Genomic DNA, 14,627 nt, shown 5'->3' with positions numbered 1-14,627 from the left:
ATGACAGCGTTCGTTCGAACCCAATCGACGACCGACCTGCCGCCTTCCCTGAAAGGCGGCGTCGTCGCCATAGGAAATTTCGACGGACTCCATCGCGGCCACCAGGCGGTTCTCGGGGAAACGCTCGAGATCGCGTCCAGAAAAAATGCGCCGGCTATCGTTCTGACCTTCGAACCGCATCCAAAAACCGTCTTCAAGCCGGACAATCCGGTCTTCCGGTTGACGCCCGCGCCGCTCAAGGCGCATCTGATAGAAAGGCTGGGTTTCGCCGCCGTCGTCGAGATGCCTTTCGACCGCGCGTTCGCCGCCCTGGAAGCCGCCGATTTCATCAAGGACATCCTGGTGGGCGGTTTCAGCCTCACCCATGCGGTCACCGGCTTCAATTTTCACTTCGGCAAGGCGCGGGCGGGAACGCCGGACTATTTGCGCGAAGCGGGGAAGCGTTTCGGCTTTGGCGTCACAGAGGTGGAATCGTTCAGGGACGAGAACGGCGAAGTCGTCTCCTCAAGCCGGATCCGCCAGCTTCTCTCCGAAGGCCGGGTCGCCGAGGCGTCGGGACTTCTCGGCTACCACTACACGGTGGAAGAGGAAATCGTGGACGGTAGGAAACTTGGCCGGACGCTCGGATTTCCGACGGCCAACATGCGCATGCCGGATCACGCGATGCTGAAGCCGGGCGTCTATGCGGTTCGGTTCCGTCGTTCCGGAGGCGAATTGTTCGACGGGGTCGCGAGTTTCGGACGCAGGCCCACCGTTGATGAAGACGGCGCGCTTCTGCTCGAAACATATCTGTTCGATTTCGAGGGCGACCTTTACGGCGAGACCTGCAGCGTCTCCTTCGTCTCCTGGCTGCGCGGGGAAGAAAAGTTCGACAGTCTGGAGGCCTTGACCAACCAGATGCACCTGGACGCCGAGGAGGCTCGCGCGGCGCTGTCCGGCGCGCGCCACCTGGCGCCCCGAATCTGAGGTTCGTTACATCCTGCAGTAGGCTTTGTTTGAACTTCAGATTCGATAAGGGCACTAGCAAGATAATGATTCTAGTGTTGTGTACGGATTTGAAGTTCCTGCAAGTGACAGCTGCCACAATGTAAGGAACTTCAATTCCACCACACCAGGACCGCTCGACATAACCGTCCCGCTTTCAGGATAATCTGAAGCTAAAAGTCGCTGTCTGCCGAGAAAAGCCTTTATTCCTGCAAAGAGCGTTGATAGAAGGCCTCTCGTTATGAAGGCCGCTTTCGGATTGAACAGCACGATACGAATTATCGGCCCGGCTTCCTGACTGGGGAAGTCCGGGAACCCTGAGCTGCGTCCAGAGGGCGCGATCAATCCAGACAATGCATTTCGACGCTGCGCGTCAGAACCGCAACGGCGATAGCCGGGCGGACCAGATCAGAACCGAAAAGCCGATGACCGACACCAAAGAACAACTGGACTATTCACGCACGCTCTTCCTCCCGAAGACCGACTTTCCGATGCGCGCCGGCTTGCCGAAGATGGAGCCCGACCTCGTGAAACGCTGGGAGGACATGAACCTCTATCGCAAACTGCGCGAGGACGCCGCCGGCCGGCCGAAATTCGTGCTACACGACGGTCCGCCCTACGCCAACGGCAACATCCACATCGGCCATTCGCTCAACAAGGTTCTCAAAGACGTCATCACCCGCTCATTCCAGATGCGCGGATATGACAGCAACTATGTGCCGGGCTGGGACTGCCACGGCCTGCCGATCGAATGGAAGATCGAAGAGCAGTATCGCGCCAAGGGCAAGAACAAGGACGAGGTGCCGATCAACGAGTTTCGGCGCGAATGTCGTGAGTTCGCCAGCCACTGGATCGAGGTCCAGACCGAAGAGTTCCACAGGCTCGGCATCGAAGGCGATTTCGAGCAGCCCTACACGACCATGAATTTCCACGCCGAGGCGCGGATCGCCGGCGAACTGATGAAGATCGCCGCACTCGGCCAGCTCTATCGGGGGTCTAAGCCCGTCATGTGGTCGGTTGTCGAGCGCACGGCGCTCGCCGAGGCCGAAGTCGAGTATCAGGACTACGAAAGCGACACGGTCTGGGTGAAGTTTCCCGTCATCGACTGGGGCGCGAAGCCGGATTCGGCGGATATCGCCGTAAAGGTCGCGGAGTTGCAGGGCGCGTTCGTGGTCATCTGGACAACCACGCCGTGGACGATCCCGGGCAACCGCGCAATCTGTTTTTCACCGCGCATCAGCTATGGCCTCTACGAAGTCACGGCGGCCGAAAACGATTTCGGACCGCAGCCGGGCGAGAAACTGGTGTTCGCCGACGCGCTCGCAGAGGAAAGCTTCGCCAAGGCGAAACTGGAATACAGCCGCCTGCGCGATGTGTCCGGCGACGAGTTGCTGCACCTGACATGCGCGCATCCGCTCAGCGATCTCGGCTATGATTTCCCCGTGCCGCTGCTTGAAGGCGATCATGTCACCGACGACGCCGGAACCGGTTTCGTGCACACGGCGCCGAGCCACGGCCGCGAGGACTTCGAGGCGTGGATGGATCATGCGCGCGAACTCGCCGCGCGCGGCCTCGAGGTGGCGATACCGTTTCCGGTCGCTGACGACGGCTATTACACAAAGGACGCGCCGGGCTTTGGTCCGGATTCACCGGACGGCGCCGCCCGCGTCATCGACGACAAGGGCAAGAAGGGCGACGCCAACACGCGCGTGATCGCCGCTCTGATCGCGGCCGAAATGCTGTTCGCCCGGGGCCGGCTGAAACACACCTATCCGCATTCCTGGCGCTCCAAGAAACCGGTGATCTTCCGCAACACGCCGCAATGGTTCGTCCATATGGACAAGGAGTTCGAAGATGGAACGACGCTGCGTCAGCGATCGCTGAAGGCGATCGACGATACGCGTTTCGTTCCCGCTGGCGGCCAGAGGCGGCTGCGCGGCATGATCGAAACGCGGCCGGACTGGGTGCTGTCGCGACAGCGCGCCTGGGGCGTGCCGATCACCGTATTCGTGGATGAAGACGGCGACATTCTCATCGACGAAACGGTCAACCGGCGCATCTTCGAGGCATTCGAAGCAGAGGGCGCGGACGCCTGGTTCGAGGACGGGGCGAAGGATCGGTTCCTGGCTGGCCGCGACGACAAGGATCGCTGGACGAAGGTCACCGACATTCTGGACGTCTGGTTCGATTCCGGAAGCACGCACACGTTTACTCTGGAAGACCGGCCTGACCTGAAATGGCCCGCCGATGTCTATCTCGAGGGCTCGGACCAGCATCGCGGCTGGTTCCATTCCTCGCTGCTTGAAAGCTGCGCGACGCGTGGCCGCGCGCCCTACAACGCCGTCGTCACCCATGGCTTCACCATGGATGAGAACGGTGAAAAGATGTCCAAATCAAAGGGCAACACGGTCACGCCGCAGGACATCATGAACCAGTCCGGCGCCGATATCCTGCGTCTCTGGGTGATGACGACGGACTATTGGGAGGACCAGCGTCTCGGCAAGGCGACGATCCAGACCAATATCGACGCCTACCGCAAGCTGCGCAACACCATCCGCTGGATGCTCGGAACCCTCTCGCATGACCAGGGCGATGAAGTCGCCTACGCCGATTTGCCGCAGCTCGAACGATACATGCTGCACCGGCTGGTCGAACTCGAGGCGCTGGTCAATCGCGGCTATGACGATTTCGACTTCAAGACGATCGCCCGCGCGTTGATCGATTTCGCGAGCGTGGATCTGTCGGCCTTCTACTTCGATATACGCAAGGACGCGCTCTACTGCGATGCTCCATCGAGTGTCCGCAGGAAAGCCGCCTTGCAGACGGTGAGAAAGATCTTCGACTGCCTGACATGCTGGCTTGCGCCAATGCTGCCCTTCACCATGGATGAAGCCTGGCTGATGCGGTATCCGGACGCCGAATCCGTTCATCTGGCGCAGTTCCCGACTGTCGAGGCCGAATGGCTGGACGAAGCGCTCGCGGCCACTTGGCGCCGGATTCGCACGGTGCGCCGGGTCGTGACCGGCGCCCTCGAAATCGAGCGTCGCGAAAAGCGCATCGGTTCGTCGCTGGAGGCGGCGCCTGTCGTGCACATCGCCGACGCAGAATTGCGAAAAGCGCTCGAAGGGCGCGATTTCGAGGAGATTTGCATCACCTCCGGCGTCGTGGTGAAGGACGGCGAAGGTCCGTCCGCCGCCTTCCGGATGCCGGAAATCGCAGGCGTGAGCGTCGAGCCGGTGCTTGCAAACGGCCGCAAATGCGCCCGTTCATGGCGTTTGACCGACGATGTGGGCTCGGACCCGGAGTTTCCGGAGGTTTCGGCGCGCGACGCGGCGGCGCTGCAAGAATTGAAGGCGCTCGGCAGGCTGGACTAGTCAGACGACCGAGTCCTGGGAGAGTTGGAACCGGATTTGACGCTTCAAATTTGCGGCGGAAGCCAAAATCGGTTACAACTCTCCCCAATATTGCCGGATTCGACAGTCAAACCGGACACAAGTTGGACGGTGGGACTATTGGCATGCGTCCTGAGGGGCGTCAGGTGGGAAACGGGATAACCAGTTAGATGAAGCGAAGTACTTTCCGGTCGGGTTGCGTCATTGCCGGTGCGACAGCGGTTTCAGCCGTCCTTTCGGGCTGCCTCGGCGGTCCGACCTACGGCACGGGCACGTCGCAGAATGTGCAGTTGCTGCAAGACATCACCAGCATTGCCTCGATAGGCACTCCGGGCAAGAATCAGAAGACCGAATACAATCCGCGGCCGGATATTGTCGAGCCTCCGGAAGGCGCCACGCTGCCGCAACCGCAGCAGAGCCTGGCCTCGAAAGATAATCCCGCCTGGCTTGAATCTCCGGAAGAAACCAGGGCGCGTTTACGCGAGACGGCTTCCGTCAATCGCGACAAGAAACCGTACACGTCGCCGCTGGCCAGCCCTGACGACAACGTCAGCAGTGAACAGTGGCAGCAATTCCGTGCAGCCAAGGCCAACGCCAGGGGCGCCTATTCGGACCGCCGCACCTTGAGCGATCCGCCCATGGCCTATCGCGAACCGGCCGATACGGCGCCTGTCGGCGAGCTGGGCGAATCCGAATACGACAAGGAAAAGCGTCGCGAAGCTGAAGCCAAGGAGAAAAAGGGCTTCAAGCTCTGGCCCTTCTGATCAGCGCTGCCTGCGTTCGGCGAAGAACGACTTGAGCATGGTTTCAGCCGCTTTTTCGGAGAAGCCGGAATAGACCTCCGGACGGTGGTGACAGGTCGCGGAAGCGAAGAACCTTACACCATTCACAACGCCGCCGCCCTTGGCGTCCTCTGCGCCGAAATACAGCCGCCGGATGCGGGCGAAGGAAATCGCCGCGGCGCACATGGCGCAAGGCTCCAGCGTGACGTAGAGGTCGCATTCGCAAAGCCGCTCGCTCCCGAGTTTCTCCCCGGCGCTTCGGATGGCCACAATCTCCGCATGGGCCGTCACGTCGCTTGTGGCGCGTGTGAGATTTCCGCAACGCGTCACGATCTCGCCCTTGTGGACGATGACAGCGCCCACCGGCACTTCGCCGCGTTCGGCGGCGAGCCTGGCTTCTTCGAGCGCCACATCCATAAAACGCATTGTCGTCGACATATTCCGGTGTAATAGAGCAACTCGCTCCTGATAGGAATCAATAGATGATGGAAAATCGGTCCCCGAAAGCCAAATCACCGAAATTTGGCAAAAGGCCGGGCGGCGCGAAAGGCGGCGCCGGTCGCGGCGGCAAAAAGCCGACCGGAAAGCCGGCCCCGAAGCCGGATCGCGCGCCGGTGGTCAGTGTCGATGAAAACAGCGAGGAACGTATTGCAAAGCGTCTCGCGCGCGCGGGCGTCGGGTCGCGTCGCGACGCCGAACGTATGATCGCCGAGGGCCGCGTCAGCCTGAATGGCGCGGTGCTGCAGTCGCCAGCCGTCAACGTCACGCTGAAGGACCGGATCGAGGTCGATGGCTCGCCGATCCGCACGATCGAACGGACCAGGCTCTGGCTCTACCACAAGCCGATCGGTCTCGTGACCACGCACAAAGATCCCGAAGGCCGTTCTACAGTCTTTGAAAAACTGCCCAAAACAATGCCGCGCGTCATGTCCATCGGTCGTCTCGACATCAACACCGAGGGTTTGCTGCTCCTGACCAATGACGGGGGCCTCGCCCGGACGCTTGAGCTGCCCTCGACCGGATGGCTGCGCCGCTACCGTGTGCGCGCCCATGGCAAGATCGAGCAGGCGGCGCTTGACAAGCTGCAAGAGGGCATCGCAGTCGACGGCGTGCTCTATGGCGGTATTGAAGCGACGCTCGACCGCGTTCAAGGGTCCAATGTCTGGATCACGATGGGTCTGCGCGAAGGCAAGAACCGCGAGATCAAAAACGTGCTGGGCGCTCTGGGGCTGGAGGTCAACCGTCTCATTCGCACCTCCTACGGCCCGTTCCAGCTCGGCGACATGCCGGAAGGCGGCGTATCGGAAGTGCGCAGCCGTCTGCTGCGCGAGCAATTGGGCGAACGTCTCGCGCTGGCGGCCGGCGCCAATTTCGACGCGCCGCTACTCAAGCATGGTCCGGACGCCGAAAAACCGGAACGACCGCGCAAGGAATTCAGGAAACCCGACGGCCGCACCGAGCGGGCCGGAGACGTAAAACGCCGCAAACCTGACGGCGGCGACGCCAGAGGCGGCAAGTCGTCCTTCGGCGAGGACGACAAGCCGCAGCGCAAACCCGCGCCGCAACGCAATCGCGGCTCCAACGTCTGGATGGCGCCTGGCGCGCGTCCCGTCGGCCCTGCGAAGGCCGCCAAAAAACCTTCCGGCAAGCCGGGCGCGAAAATGGGCGCAGGCAAGTCGAAACCCCGTCCGGCCGGACGCAAGCCGCGCGGAAGCGATGCGGATCGTCGGCGGTAGTCATCGCGGTCATCGGCTCGCCGCGCCCAAAAGCGCGTCGATCCGGCCCACAACAGACCGCGCGCGGGAATCGCTGTTCAACATTCTTGCCCACGGGCTTGCAATAGACGTGGAAGGCAGCCGGATCCTCGACCTGTTCGCCGGAACTGGCGCGGTGGGCCTTGAAGCCTTGTCGCGCGGCGCGTCCTTCGTCCTGTTCGTGGAACAATCCGCAGAAGGGCGCGCGCTCATCCGCTCCAATGTCGACGCCTTGCAGGCGCAAGGCAGATCAAAAATCTACCGGCGCGACGCCACGGCCCTCGACGATATACAGGCGATAGAGCCGTTCGATATCCTGTTCGCGGATCCACCTTACGGAAAAGGTCTCGGCGAGCGCGCGCTCGATGCGGCGGCGCGAGGAAACTGGCTCAAGGCCGGGGCTCTTGCGGTGCTGGAAGAGCGCGCAAGCGTCACGCCGGAGGTAGACAGCTCCTACCGTCTGCTGGAGAGACGCGCATTCGGCGACACTGCGATGCATTTCTTTGTCCATGAACCGGAGTGAGCGTCCTTCGCGTTAGTTGAAGCCGTGCCTGTTTGTCGCACTGCTCTTGAACTCCCGCCGTGAACGGCGCACATTCGATCTATGCCGGCCGGATGGATTGTCCGTCCGTCGCCGCGCGATCCGGGAAAGCCGATTATGCAGAGCCAGCCAGCGCTTTCGGAAGATCTGTCGTCCGTCCACCGCATCTCCGGTGAGCCTACAGTCGCCGTCGCATTCGGCGCTGGCGGCGCGCGTGGCGTCGCCCATATTCACGTCATCGAAGTGCTCGACGAACTGGGTATTAAACCGGTGGCGATTTCCGGCGCTTCGATAGGGTCGATCCTGGGATCGGGCATGGCCGCGGGCATGACGGGCCGAGAGGTTCGCGAAAGCATGTTGGCCGTCTTTTCGAAGCGCAGTGAAGTTATCAGCCGCATCTGGAAATCGCGGCCCTACAGCATGGGCGACATGTTATCCGGCGGATTTCGTCTCGGCCAGTTCAATATCGAGCGAACCCTGCCGGCCTTCCTGCCCGAAAGCGTGCCTAAACGCTTCGAGGATCTCAAGATCCCCATGAAGATCATCGTCACGGATTTCTATGCGCAGGAAGAGGCCGTTTGCACAAGCGGGGACCTCTACAATGCGATTGCCGCCTCATCGGCGATACCGGCCCTGTTCCGGCCTGTACTTTGCAACAACCGCTACATGATCGATGGCGGCATCTTCAATCCTGTTCCCTACGACCATCTGGCCGGTCTTGCCGACATCATCATCGGCATCGATGTCGTGGGTAGGCCGAGCGGCACGAGCGAGGACTGTCCGACAACGGTCGATCTCATATACGGTTCGAGCCAGATCATGATGCAGTCGATCATATCGATGAAGCTCAAGGCCGCGAGCCCGCACATTTTCCTGCGGCCGGACGTCAGCGCCTTCCGGGTGCTCGATTTCTTCAAGGCGGATGAAATTCTCGACGCCACGACCCCGATACGCGACGAGCTGAAGTATTCGCTCGATGCGATCATGGCCTTTGCAGGCAAGGCCAATCCATAATTTCAGGTCGCCGCCTTGCCGCTGGTGAACGGAGAATTGGCGGCCGGCGGGAACCGGATGTCCGGCTCGTGAGGCGGTTTGGGTGGCCCGGTCTTTGCGATCTGGTCGATTACCTTCAGGCAGGTGAAGGCGGCGCCAAGACCGAAAATAACGCCGCTCAGGCCAAATCCCGCAAGCGCCCCTTCGGCGCCGTAGAGCCGGGATCCCAGCCACACCAGCGGTATCACGCCCGCCGACCGTCCCCAGTTGAAGAGCGTCGAATAGAACGCGTAGCCCAGATTGTTGAAGGCGGCGTTGGAGACGAACAACAAGCCGTTGAACAGGAACGAAAAGCTGACGAAAAGGCAGAAAAAACGGACGAGATCGCCGGCTTCGCCGGTCGCGTCGAAGAGCGCTGCGATCTGGTCGCGGCCAAGCGCGAGAATGACGCACATCACGGCGACATAAACAGTCATCAGAAAATAGGAATTGCGCATTGTGCTGCGTAGCCGGTCATATCGCTGTGCGCCGTAGTTCTGCCCGAGGATCGGGCCGACCGCGCCGGACATTGCGAACAGCGCGCCGAACGCCACGGGAATAATTCGCCCCACCACCGCCCAGCCGGCGACAGCGGAATCTCCGTAGGACGCAATTTCGAAGGTGACGAAGGCGTTGCCGACCGGCGTTGCAAGCTGCGTCATGATCGCAGGCCCGGCGACCGACAAATAGGGCCGCAGAGCATGAGAGAGCACGGAAAGCGACGGCAAGGCGAGAAGGTCGTGCGTCCGGCGCAGAAAATAGTAACCGGCGACGACGATTGTGAACCGGGAAATCACGGTCGATATGGCGGCGCCATGAATGCCGAGATCAAGGGCGAAGATGAAAAGCGGATCGAGCACGGCCGTTGCTGCGCCGCCGATCAGGGTAATGAACATCGCTCGCTTGGCGTCCCCGGTCGATCGCAACAGGCCGGCCATGCTCATGCCGACGGCGATTACCGGAAGAGAAGGCAGCACTATGCGCATATACTCGACGGTCAGCTCCGCGGTTCTGCCTGTTGCGCCCAGCATTCCCACCAGAACATCCAGAAAGGGGAAGGCGATGGAGACGAACAGCGTTGTCGTGAGACCGGTGAAAAACAGACTCGCCCCGGCCAGTCTTCTCGCCCGCTCCCGATCCTCCGCGCCCAGCGCCCGCGACGTGATCGCTGTGCCGGCGATCGACATGCCGATGGAAATCGACACGGTGAAGAAAATCAGCGTTCCCGCATAGCCGATCACGGCGGCGAGCTCCGACTGGCCGAGCAGGGAAATGTAGAACAGGTTCAGAGCGTCGACGATGAAGATCGACACCAGGCCGACCGAGCCGGTCGCCGCCATCACGATGACATGGCGCATCGTTGAGCCGGTGACGAACTTCGCAGGCGCGCTCATTGGGCTCCAGTCGCGAAGGAAGCACGGTTCTTGCAGGATAAGACAAGGGCGGCCGCGAACGGCCCGGAGACAAGCATGAGAGACTCGCTTTGAAGCAATCCAGCCAGCTATAGACCGGTGCGGTCGCCAGTCAAAGCCCGGAAGACAAACCGGATTGGCGGCGCGCCGCTAACCCGTAAGTCGCCTGAATAATCCCAATATGCCTTCGGGCGCAAGCCGAAGCACCAATATCATGGCGACGGCGATAACGATGTATCGCGCTTCTTCGAAGCCGCGTATTCCGGCCAGCGATTCCGTTGCGAAGGTTATGGCGAGCGCGGCGACAATCGGTCCATAGGTGGTTCCAACGCCTCCGATCAGCAGCATGGACAGCGCAAGCGTCAAGGTGCCGAAACCGAACACCTCCGGAGAGGCGACTCGCAGATAGATCGCGTAGAAACCACCGGCAACGCCGGTAAATATGGCGCTGAGCGCCAGCGCCAGCACGCGCTGCCGCGACACCGATATTCCGCGCGACACGGCGTAGTCTTCCGCGTCGCGCACCGCCTTCAGGGATTTGCCGAAGGGCGAGCGGGCAATCAGAATGAGGAATATGGTGGAGACGACGAGCAGGCAGAGACACAGATAGTAGTATCCGAGCTTGTAGTCGCGGATGAAGGAGTAGTCTCCGATCTTCAGATAGGGAATGCGCACCATACCCTCGGCGCCGCCCGTGATCTGCGACTGGCTCAGCACAAGCTGCATGACGAGCTGGCTGAAGGCGAAGGTCACCAGCACCACATAGATGCCCTTGAGACGGGCGACCGGCGCCGCCATCAGAAATGCGACGATCGGCGCTGTGACGCCGGCAGCGGCGATCGCAAGAAGTGGATTGAGCCCGACCGTCTTGGCGAGGATCGCCGCCGTGTAGACGCCCACGCCGAAGAATGTCAGATGGCCAAAATTGAAGACCCCGCACTGGCCGAGACTCAAGTTCCAGTTCGAGGCGATAATCGCGTAAATGAAGGCGATGATGAACAGGTGGCGCGTGTAGCTGTCGATCACGAAGATCGGCGTGAGCGCCAGCGCAATCAGCGCCGCAAGCGGCAGAACGACGTTTCTGATCATCGGGGTCATTGGTTGCCTCCGAATATTCCGTTCGGCCTGAATACGAGGACGACGATCATGATCAGGAACAGCACGAAAGGCGTCCAGTAGAGCCCGAGCCAAAGGACGAGGATGGCTTCGATGAGGCCGATCAGATAGGCGGCTCCGGCGGTCGCGCCCAGGCTGCCAAGCCCGCCGAAGATCACCACGATCATCGCTTTGGTCAGCGGATCGGCGCCCATGGCGGGCGTAATGAAGCGAATGGAGCCGAGCAGCGCGCCCGTCAGACCCGCCAGCGCCGCCGCAAGTCCGAAGGCCAGCGCAAAGGCGAAAGGCACGTTGATGCCGATCAACGCCGCCGTGTCCTGGTTCTGTCCGACCGCCCGCAGCGACCGGCCGATATTGGTTCTGACGGTGAAGGCCCAGATGGCGGCGAGCACGAGAGGCGCAAGCACGATCATCACGGCTTCATGGGCGGAGATGGTGGCGCTTGCGATCGAAATCTCGCCGTCGATCAGTCGCGGCAGTTGTTTCAGCCGCGCTCCCCAGATCATCTGGGCGCCCTTTTCCAGGATGATCATCGCCGCGAGCGTCGTCATCACAGTGATCAGCAGCATGTTGCGGTTGCCGTAATAGGGTCGCACGAGCAGGCGTTCGATCACGATGCCGATTGCGGCGGCGCCGAGCGCGCCGCACAGTATGCCCACCGGCAGGGGCAGGCCCACTGGTTCGACCAGCGTCCATGCGAAAAATGCCCCGATCATCATCAAGGCGCCATGCGCAAAATTGAAGACGCCGAGCGTTGTCCACACAACGCTGAGGCCGCTCGCCATCAGGGCGTAGAGCGAGCCGAGAACAAGGCCCGAAACAAGGGTCGCAAAAAGCGTGTCGATCAATGGGAGACCTCGCCGAAATAGAGTTTCATGACCTCCTCGTGGTCAGGTGCATTGGCCTTGTCGATCTCCCGTACGACCTCGCCATGCTCGATCATGTAGAGCCGGTCCGTCAACGCCATCAGGAATTCGACGTCCTGCTCCACGACCACCAGCGGCACGCCGCTTTTGGCGATGTCTCCGACAGCGGCGGCCAGTTCCTTCTTGAGTCGCGGCGAAAGGCCTAGCGTCGGTTCGTCCAGCATCAGCAGTTTGGGAACGCACATCAGCGCGCAGCCGATGGATAGCATCTGCCGTTCGCCGCCCGACAAGGTCTTCGCCTTCTGAGTCCGGCGCTCTTCGAGCCTCGGAAACAGTTCGAGGACGGATTTCAGGTTTTTGCGACTTTCGCCTTTCGCCCGCTTAGCAATCGACGCCAGCTCGAGCGTCTCGTAAACCTGCATGTCGCCGAACAGCGTATTGCCTTGTGGCGAGTGGATCAGTCCGGCATTGACGATGTCGGGCGGTCTCGCCGCCGTAATGTCATTTCCTGAAAACCGGATAGCGCCGGCGGTCGGCCGGATCAGGCCTGAAATAGTCTTGAGCAGCGTGGTCTTGCCATGTCCGTTTGGGCCGAACAGACCGATGCTCTCGCCTGAGTCCAGATGGATATCGACGCCGCGAAGCACGGTGACGGCGCCATAGCCTGCGGAAAGGTCAGTCACCTCGAGAAGCCGTTCCATCAGATCCCGCCTCCGAGATAGGCTTCTGCGACGGCCGGGTCCCTGACCACATCCGCCGGCAGGCCCTCGGCCAGAATGGCGCCCTGGTTGAGTACGATCAGCCGCTGCGATACGGAGAGCAGCAGGCTCAGCACATGTTCGATCAGCAAAATGGTGACGCCGGCACGATTCACGCCAAGCAGCAAAGCGTCGAGCTTGGCTATCTCCGGTTTCGTCAAACCCGAGGCGGGCTCGTCCAGCATCAGAACCTTCGGCTTCGAGATCAACGCCGAGGCGATCATGAGCTGCTTCTTTTCATAAACGGAGAGCTCGCTTGAGAGCATGTCCACGCGGTTTGGGTCGAACTGCGCGAGTTCGAGAACGCTCTGCGCTTCGTTCGCGGCCTCCGAGGCCGACAGGTCGCCGTTGTAAACGGCGCTGACCAGCAGCGTTTCCAGAACGGTCAAATCGGGAAACTCCGCATCCTTCTGGAATGTCCGGCAGAGCCCGGACCGGGCGATTGCGTGGGCGGGCCAGCGGTCGATGCGGGTTCCGTCGAAACGTATTTCGCCGCTCGTCGGTCCGTAGGGGATGCCGGTCATGAGATTGAACAGCGTGCTCTTGCCCGAACCGTTCGGGCCGGCAATGCCAAATATTTCTCCGGTCTCTACGGAGAAAGACACGTCCTTGACGGCTTTCAGCCCCCCGAACGATTTGCAGGCGTCCACAACCTCGATTATCGCATTGGTCATAGAAAATACCGGTCGAGGGCCGGGTCGAATTGCTCCGACCCGGCTTTTCGGTTGCTATTTCATCCAGGATGGCTGTTCGAACTCACCCGTTGCGTATTTGTCCGGGTAGAACAGGATGCGTTTCCCATCGCGGATCTGGTAGAACTGGATCGGCACGCCGTCATTGCTCTGGACCGACAGGTGCGTCGCGGGGTCGAATTGTATGTTGCCGCTGACGGTCTGCTTGTTCGTCTTGCCGATCGTTTCGCCGATTTCGAGCTTCTTTGAAGGATCGCCGACCTGGTCGAGCGCGTCTGCGTAGATCATCACCTGCTCGTAGAGGCCAGGCCCGTAGGTGCCTGGCTCAGTTCCAAAGGCCGTCTTGTATTTCTCGATGATTTCGGCGGCGCGCGGATTGGTCGGCGTGTTCAGCACCCCGCCCAGCAGATTGTAGACAACACCGGAGGATTTCTCCTTCGTCAGTTCCAGAAACTCCGGAACCGACGGCGCGTACTGGATGAAGACAAGACTGTTTGTCGGATCTTCCATGAACTGCGTCATGAAGGTCGCCGCGTTGGCTGAAACATAGTCGGTGTTGATGAGAACGGCCGGGGGATCCTGACGGATCTTCGCAAGAAACGCGCGCCAGTCATTGATCTCGCCAAAGGGGACGAGGTCGTTTTCCGTGACATCCCATCCGGCCTTGGTGAACGATTCAACCATGCCTTCGGCTATCGTCTTGGAATAGGGATTGTCGGATGAGATGATCGCGACCTTCTTGTTTGGAAGACTGAGCTTGCCGCTTTCGGAGAGCCCGTCGATCACGGGCACGATCTCGGTGTTGTATCCATCATAGGAGGGAGTGGTTGACCAGACCGTCATGAAATCGTCCGGGCTGGGCGCAATGATTCCTTCCGTCTGGGCCGAGTTCGCCGAAATCAGATAGATCATGTCCTGCTCGGCCATCATCTCGATCTCGAAGTTCGACCCTGAGGCGTAACCCGTCATGATCGCGCCCATGTCGCGATCGCCGAGCAAGCGTTCTGCGGCGGTAGCGACCGCGTCCGCGCTCGCATCGCCGACATCGCCGACAACGACTTCGAACGTGTTGCCGTCGATCCCGCCATTGGCGTTTAGTTCGTCGACGGCGAGCTGGACGCCGTTGACCATCTCCTGTCCATCGGCCGCAGCTTTTCCGGTGACCGGCGCCAGGACGCCGATTTTCACGACATCGGCTTGCGCCATGCCTGCCGAGCAGGCCAGAACCAGCGCGGAAGCAGCGCCAAGCAGCATTCGTCTGTTCAACATAGCTTTCTCCTTGTTGATCGGGTTTTGCA

General features: G+C 60.9%; 11 protein-coding genes and 2 pseudogenes. 6 read left to right on the top strand and 7 right to left on the bottom strand.

Translation table 11 applies throughout. The features are described from left to right. The 3 genes from AAFN47_RS16725 to AAFN47_RS16715 all read left to right on the top strand — a co-directional run bounded on the left by AAFN47_RS16725 (window position 1) and on the right by AAFN47_RS16715 (window position 5,140). Complete coding sequence (locus AAFN47_RS16725; RefSeq protein ID WP_499810389.1) at window positions 1-966, top strand: bifunctional riboflavin kinase/FAD synthetase; 966 nt, start codon at window positions 1-3, stop codon at window positions 964-966. Window positions 967-1,409: 443 nt separating this feature from the next. Beyond that, the gene (gene ileS, locus AAFN47_RS16720; protein ID WP_499810554.1) at window positions 1,410-4,358 is read left to right on the top strand and encodes an isoleucine--tRNA ligase; all 2,949 of its coding nucleotides are present in this window, start codon (window positions 1,410-1,412) and stop codon (window positions 4,356-4,358) included. A gap of 188 nt (window positions 4,359-4,546) precedes the next feature. Beyond that, window positions 4,547-5,140: a hypothetical protein gene (locus tag AAFN47_RS16715; protein ID WP_499810388.1), complete on the top strand. Its 594-nt coding sequence runs from the start codon at window positions 4,547-4,549 to the stop codon at window positions 5,138-5,140. On the opposite strand, the gene AAFN47_RS16710 is transcribed toward AAFN47_RS16715, so the two are convergent. Then, entirely contained in the window at window positions 5,141-5,584 is a 444-nt protein-coding gene (locus tag AAFN47_RS16710) for a nucleoside deaminase (RefSeq protein ID WP_499810387.1), read from the bottom strand. 56 nt (window positions 5,585-5,640) lie between these two features. Between AAFN47_RS16710 and AAFN47_RS16705 the strand changes: the two are divergent. The 3 genes and pseudogenes from AAFN47_RS16705 to AAFN47_RS16695 all read left to right on the top strand — a co-directional run. Continuing rightward, window positions 5,641-6,888, top strand: a pseudogene (locus AAFN47_RS16705) (pseudouridine synthase); the annotation flags it as partial. Beyond that, on the top strand, window positions 6,875-7,435 hold the full coding sequence (gene rsmD / locus AAFN47_RS16700; protein WP_499810386.1) for a 16S rRNA (guanine(966)-N(2))-methyltransferase RsmD: 561 nt from the start codon (window positions 6,875-6,877) through the stop codon (window positions 7,433-7,435). The pseudogene AAFN47_RS16705 and the gene rsmD, both read left to right, overlap by 14 nt. Before the next feature lie 135 nt (window positions 7,436-7,570). Next, on the top strand, window positions 7,571-8,467 hold the full coding sequence (locus AAFN47_RS16695; protein WP_499810385.1) for a patatin-like phospholipase family protein: 897 nt from the start codon (window positions 7,571-7,573) through the stop codon (window positions 8,465-8,467). A 2-nt stretch (window positions 8,468-8,469) separates the two neighbouring features. Here the strand turns inward: AAFN47_RS16695 and AAFN47_RS16690 are convergent, their stop codons facing one another. From AAFN47_RS16690 to AAFN47_RS16665, 6 genes and pseudogenes are all read right to left on the bottom strand, one after another. Further along, window positions 8,470-9,879, bottom strand: coding sequence for an MATE family efflux transporter (locus AAFN47_RS16690; RefSeq protein WP_499810384.1), 1,410 nt, complete (start codon window positions 9,877-9,879; stop codon window positions 8,470-8,472). Window positions 9,880-10,047: 168 nt separating this feature from the next. Next, window positions 10,048-10,995, bottom strand: a complete 948-nt coding sequence (locus AAFN47_RS16685; protein WP_499810383.1) for a branched-chain amino acid ABC transporter permease — start codon at window positions 10,993-10,995, stop codon at window positions 10,048-10,050. Then, window positions 10,992-11,876 (bottom strand): annotated as a pseudogene (locus AAFN47_RS16680) (branched-chain amino acid ABC transporter permease); the annotation flags it as partial. The pseudogene AAFN47_RS16680 and the gene AAFN47_RS16685, both read right to left, overlap by 4 nt. Then, a complete protein-coding gene (locus AAFN47_RS16675) occupies window positions 11,858-12,580 on the bottom strand; it encodes an ABC transporter ATP-binding protein (RefSeq protein ID WP_499810382.1) in 723 nt (240 codons plus the stop codon). The pseudogene AAFN47_RS16680 and the gene AAFN47_RS16675, both read right to left, overlap by 19 nt. Next, a complete protein-coding gene (locus AAFN47_RS16670) occupies window positions 12,580-13,311 on the bottom strand; it encodes an ABC transporter ATP-binding protein (RefSeq protein WP_499810381.1) in 732 nt (243 codons plus the stop codon). Before AAFN47_RS16670 ends, AAFN47_RS16675 begins: the two co-directional genes overlap by 1 nt. A gap of 54 nt (window positions 13,312-13,365) precedes the next feature. Beyond that, on the bottom strand, window positions 13,366-14,598 hold the full coding sequence (locus AAFN47_RS16665) for an ABC transporter substrate-binding protein (protein WP_499810380.1): 1,233 nt from the start codon (window positions 14,596-14,598) through the stop codon (window positions 13,366-13,368). Between the last annotated feature and the right edge of the window lie 29 nt (window positions 14,599-14,627).

The sequence above is a fragment of the Hoeflea sp. CAU 1731 genome, from assembly GCF_039888615.1.
Classification (GTDB): Bacteria; Pseudomonadota; Alphaproteobacteria; order Rhizobiales; family Rhizobiaceae; genus Flavimaribacter.
The sequence above is the reverse complement of the archived record's forward strand: the minus strand, read 5'-3'. Positions and strand labels throughout refer to the sequence as shown.

What these genes read in the sequence shown, in the direction of transcription:
- AAFN47_RS16725 (WP_499810389.1), top strand. Translation starts at nt 1, where the DNA reads ATGACAGCGTTCGTTCGAACCCAATCGACGACCGACCTGCCGCCTTCC.
- AAFN47_RS16715 (WP_499810388.1), top strand. Translation starts at nt 4,547, where the DNA reads ATGAAGCGAAGTACTTTCCGGTCGGGTTGCGTCATTGCCGGTGCGACA.
- AAFN47_RS16695 (WP_499810385.1), top strand. Translation starts at nt 7,571, where the DNA reads ATGCAGAGCCAGCCAGCGCTTTCGGAAGATCTGTCGTCCGTCCACCGC.
- AAFN47_RS16685 (WP_499810383.1), bottom strand. Translation starts at nt 10,995, where the DNA reads ATGACCCCGATGATCAGAAACGTCGTTCTGCCGCTTGCGGCGCTGATT.
- AAFN47_RS16675 (WP_499810382.1), bottom strand. Translation starts at nt 12,580, where the DNA reads ATGGAACGGCTTCTCGAGGTGACTGACCTTTCCGCAGGCTATGGCGCC.
- AAFN47_RS16710 (WP_499810387.1), bottom strand. Translation starts at nt 5,584, where the DNA reads ATGCGTTTTATGGATGTGGCGCTCGAAGAAGCCAGGCTCGCCGCCGAA.
- AAFN47_RS16665 (WP_499810380.1), bottom strand. Translation starts at nt 14,598, where the DNA reads ATGTTGAACAGACGAATGCTGCTTGGCGCTGCTTCCGCGCTGGTTCTG.
- AAFN47_RS16670 (WP_499810381.1), bottom strand. Translation starts at nt 13,311, where the DNA reads ATGACCAATGCGATAATCGAGGTTGTGGACGCCTGCAAATCGTTCGGG.
- AAFN47_RS16690 (WP_499810384.1), bottom strand. Translation starts at nt 9,879, where the DNA reads ATGAGCGCGCCTGCGAAGTTCGTCACCGGCTCAACGATGCGCCATGTC.
- ileS (WP_499810554.1), top strand. Translation starts at nt 1,410, where the DNA reads ATGACCGACACCAAAGAACAACTGGACTATTCACGCACGCTCTTCCTC.
- rsmD (WP_499810386.1), top strand. Translation starts at nt 6,875, where the DNA reads ATGCGGATCGTCGGCGGTAGTCATCGCGGTCATCGGCTCGCCGCGCCC.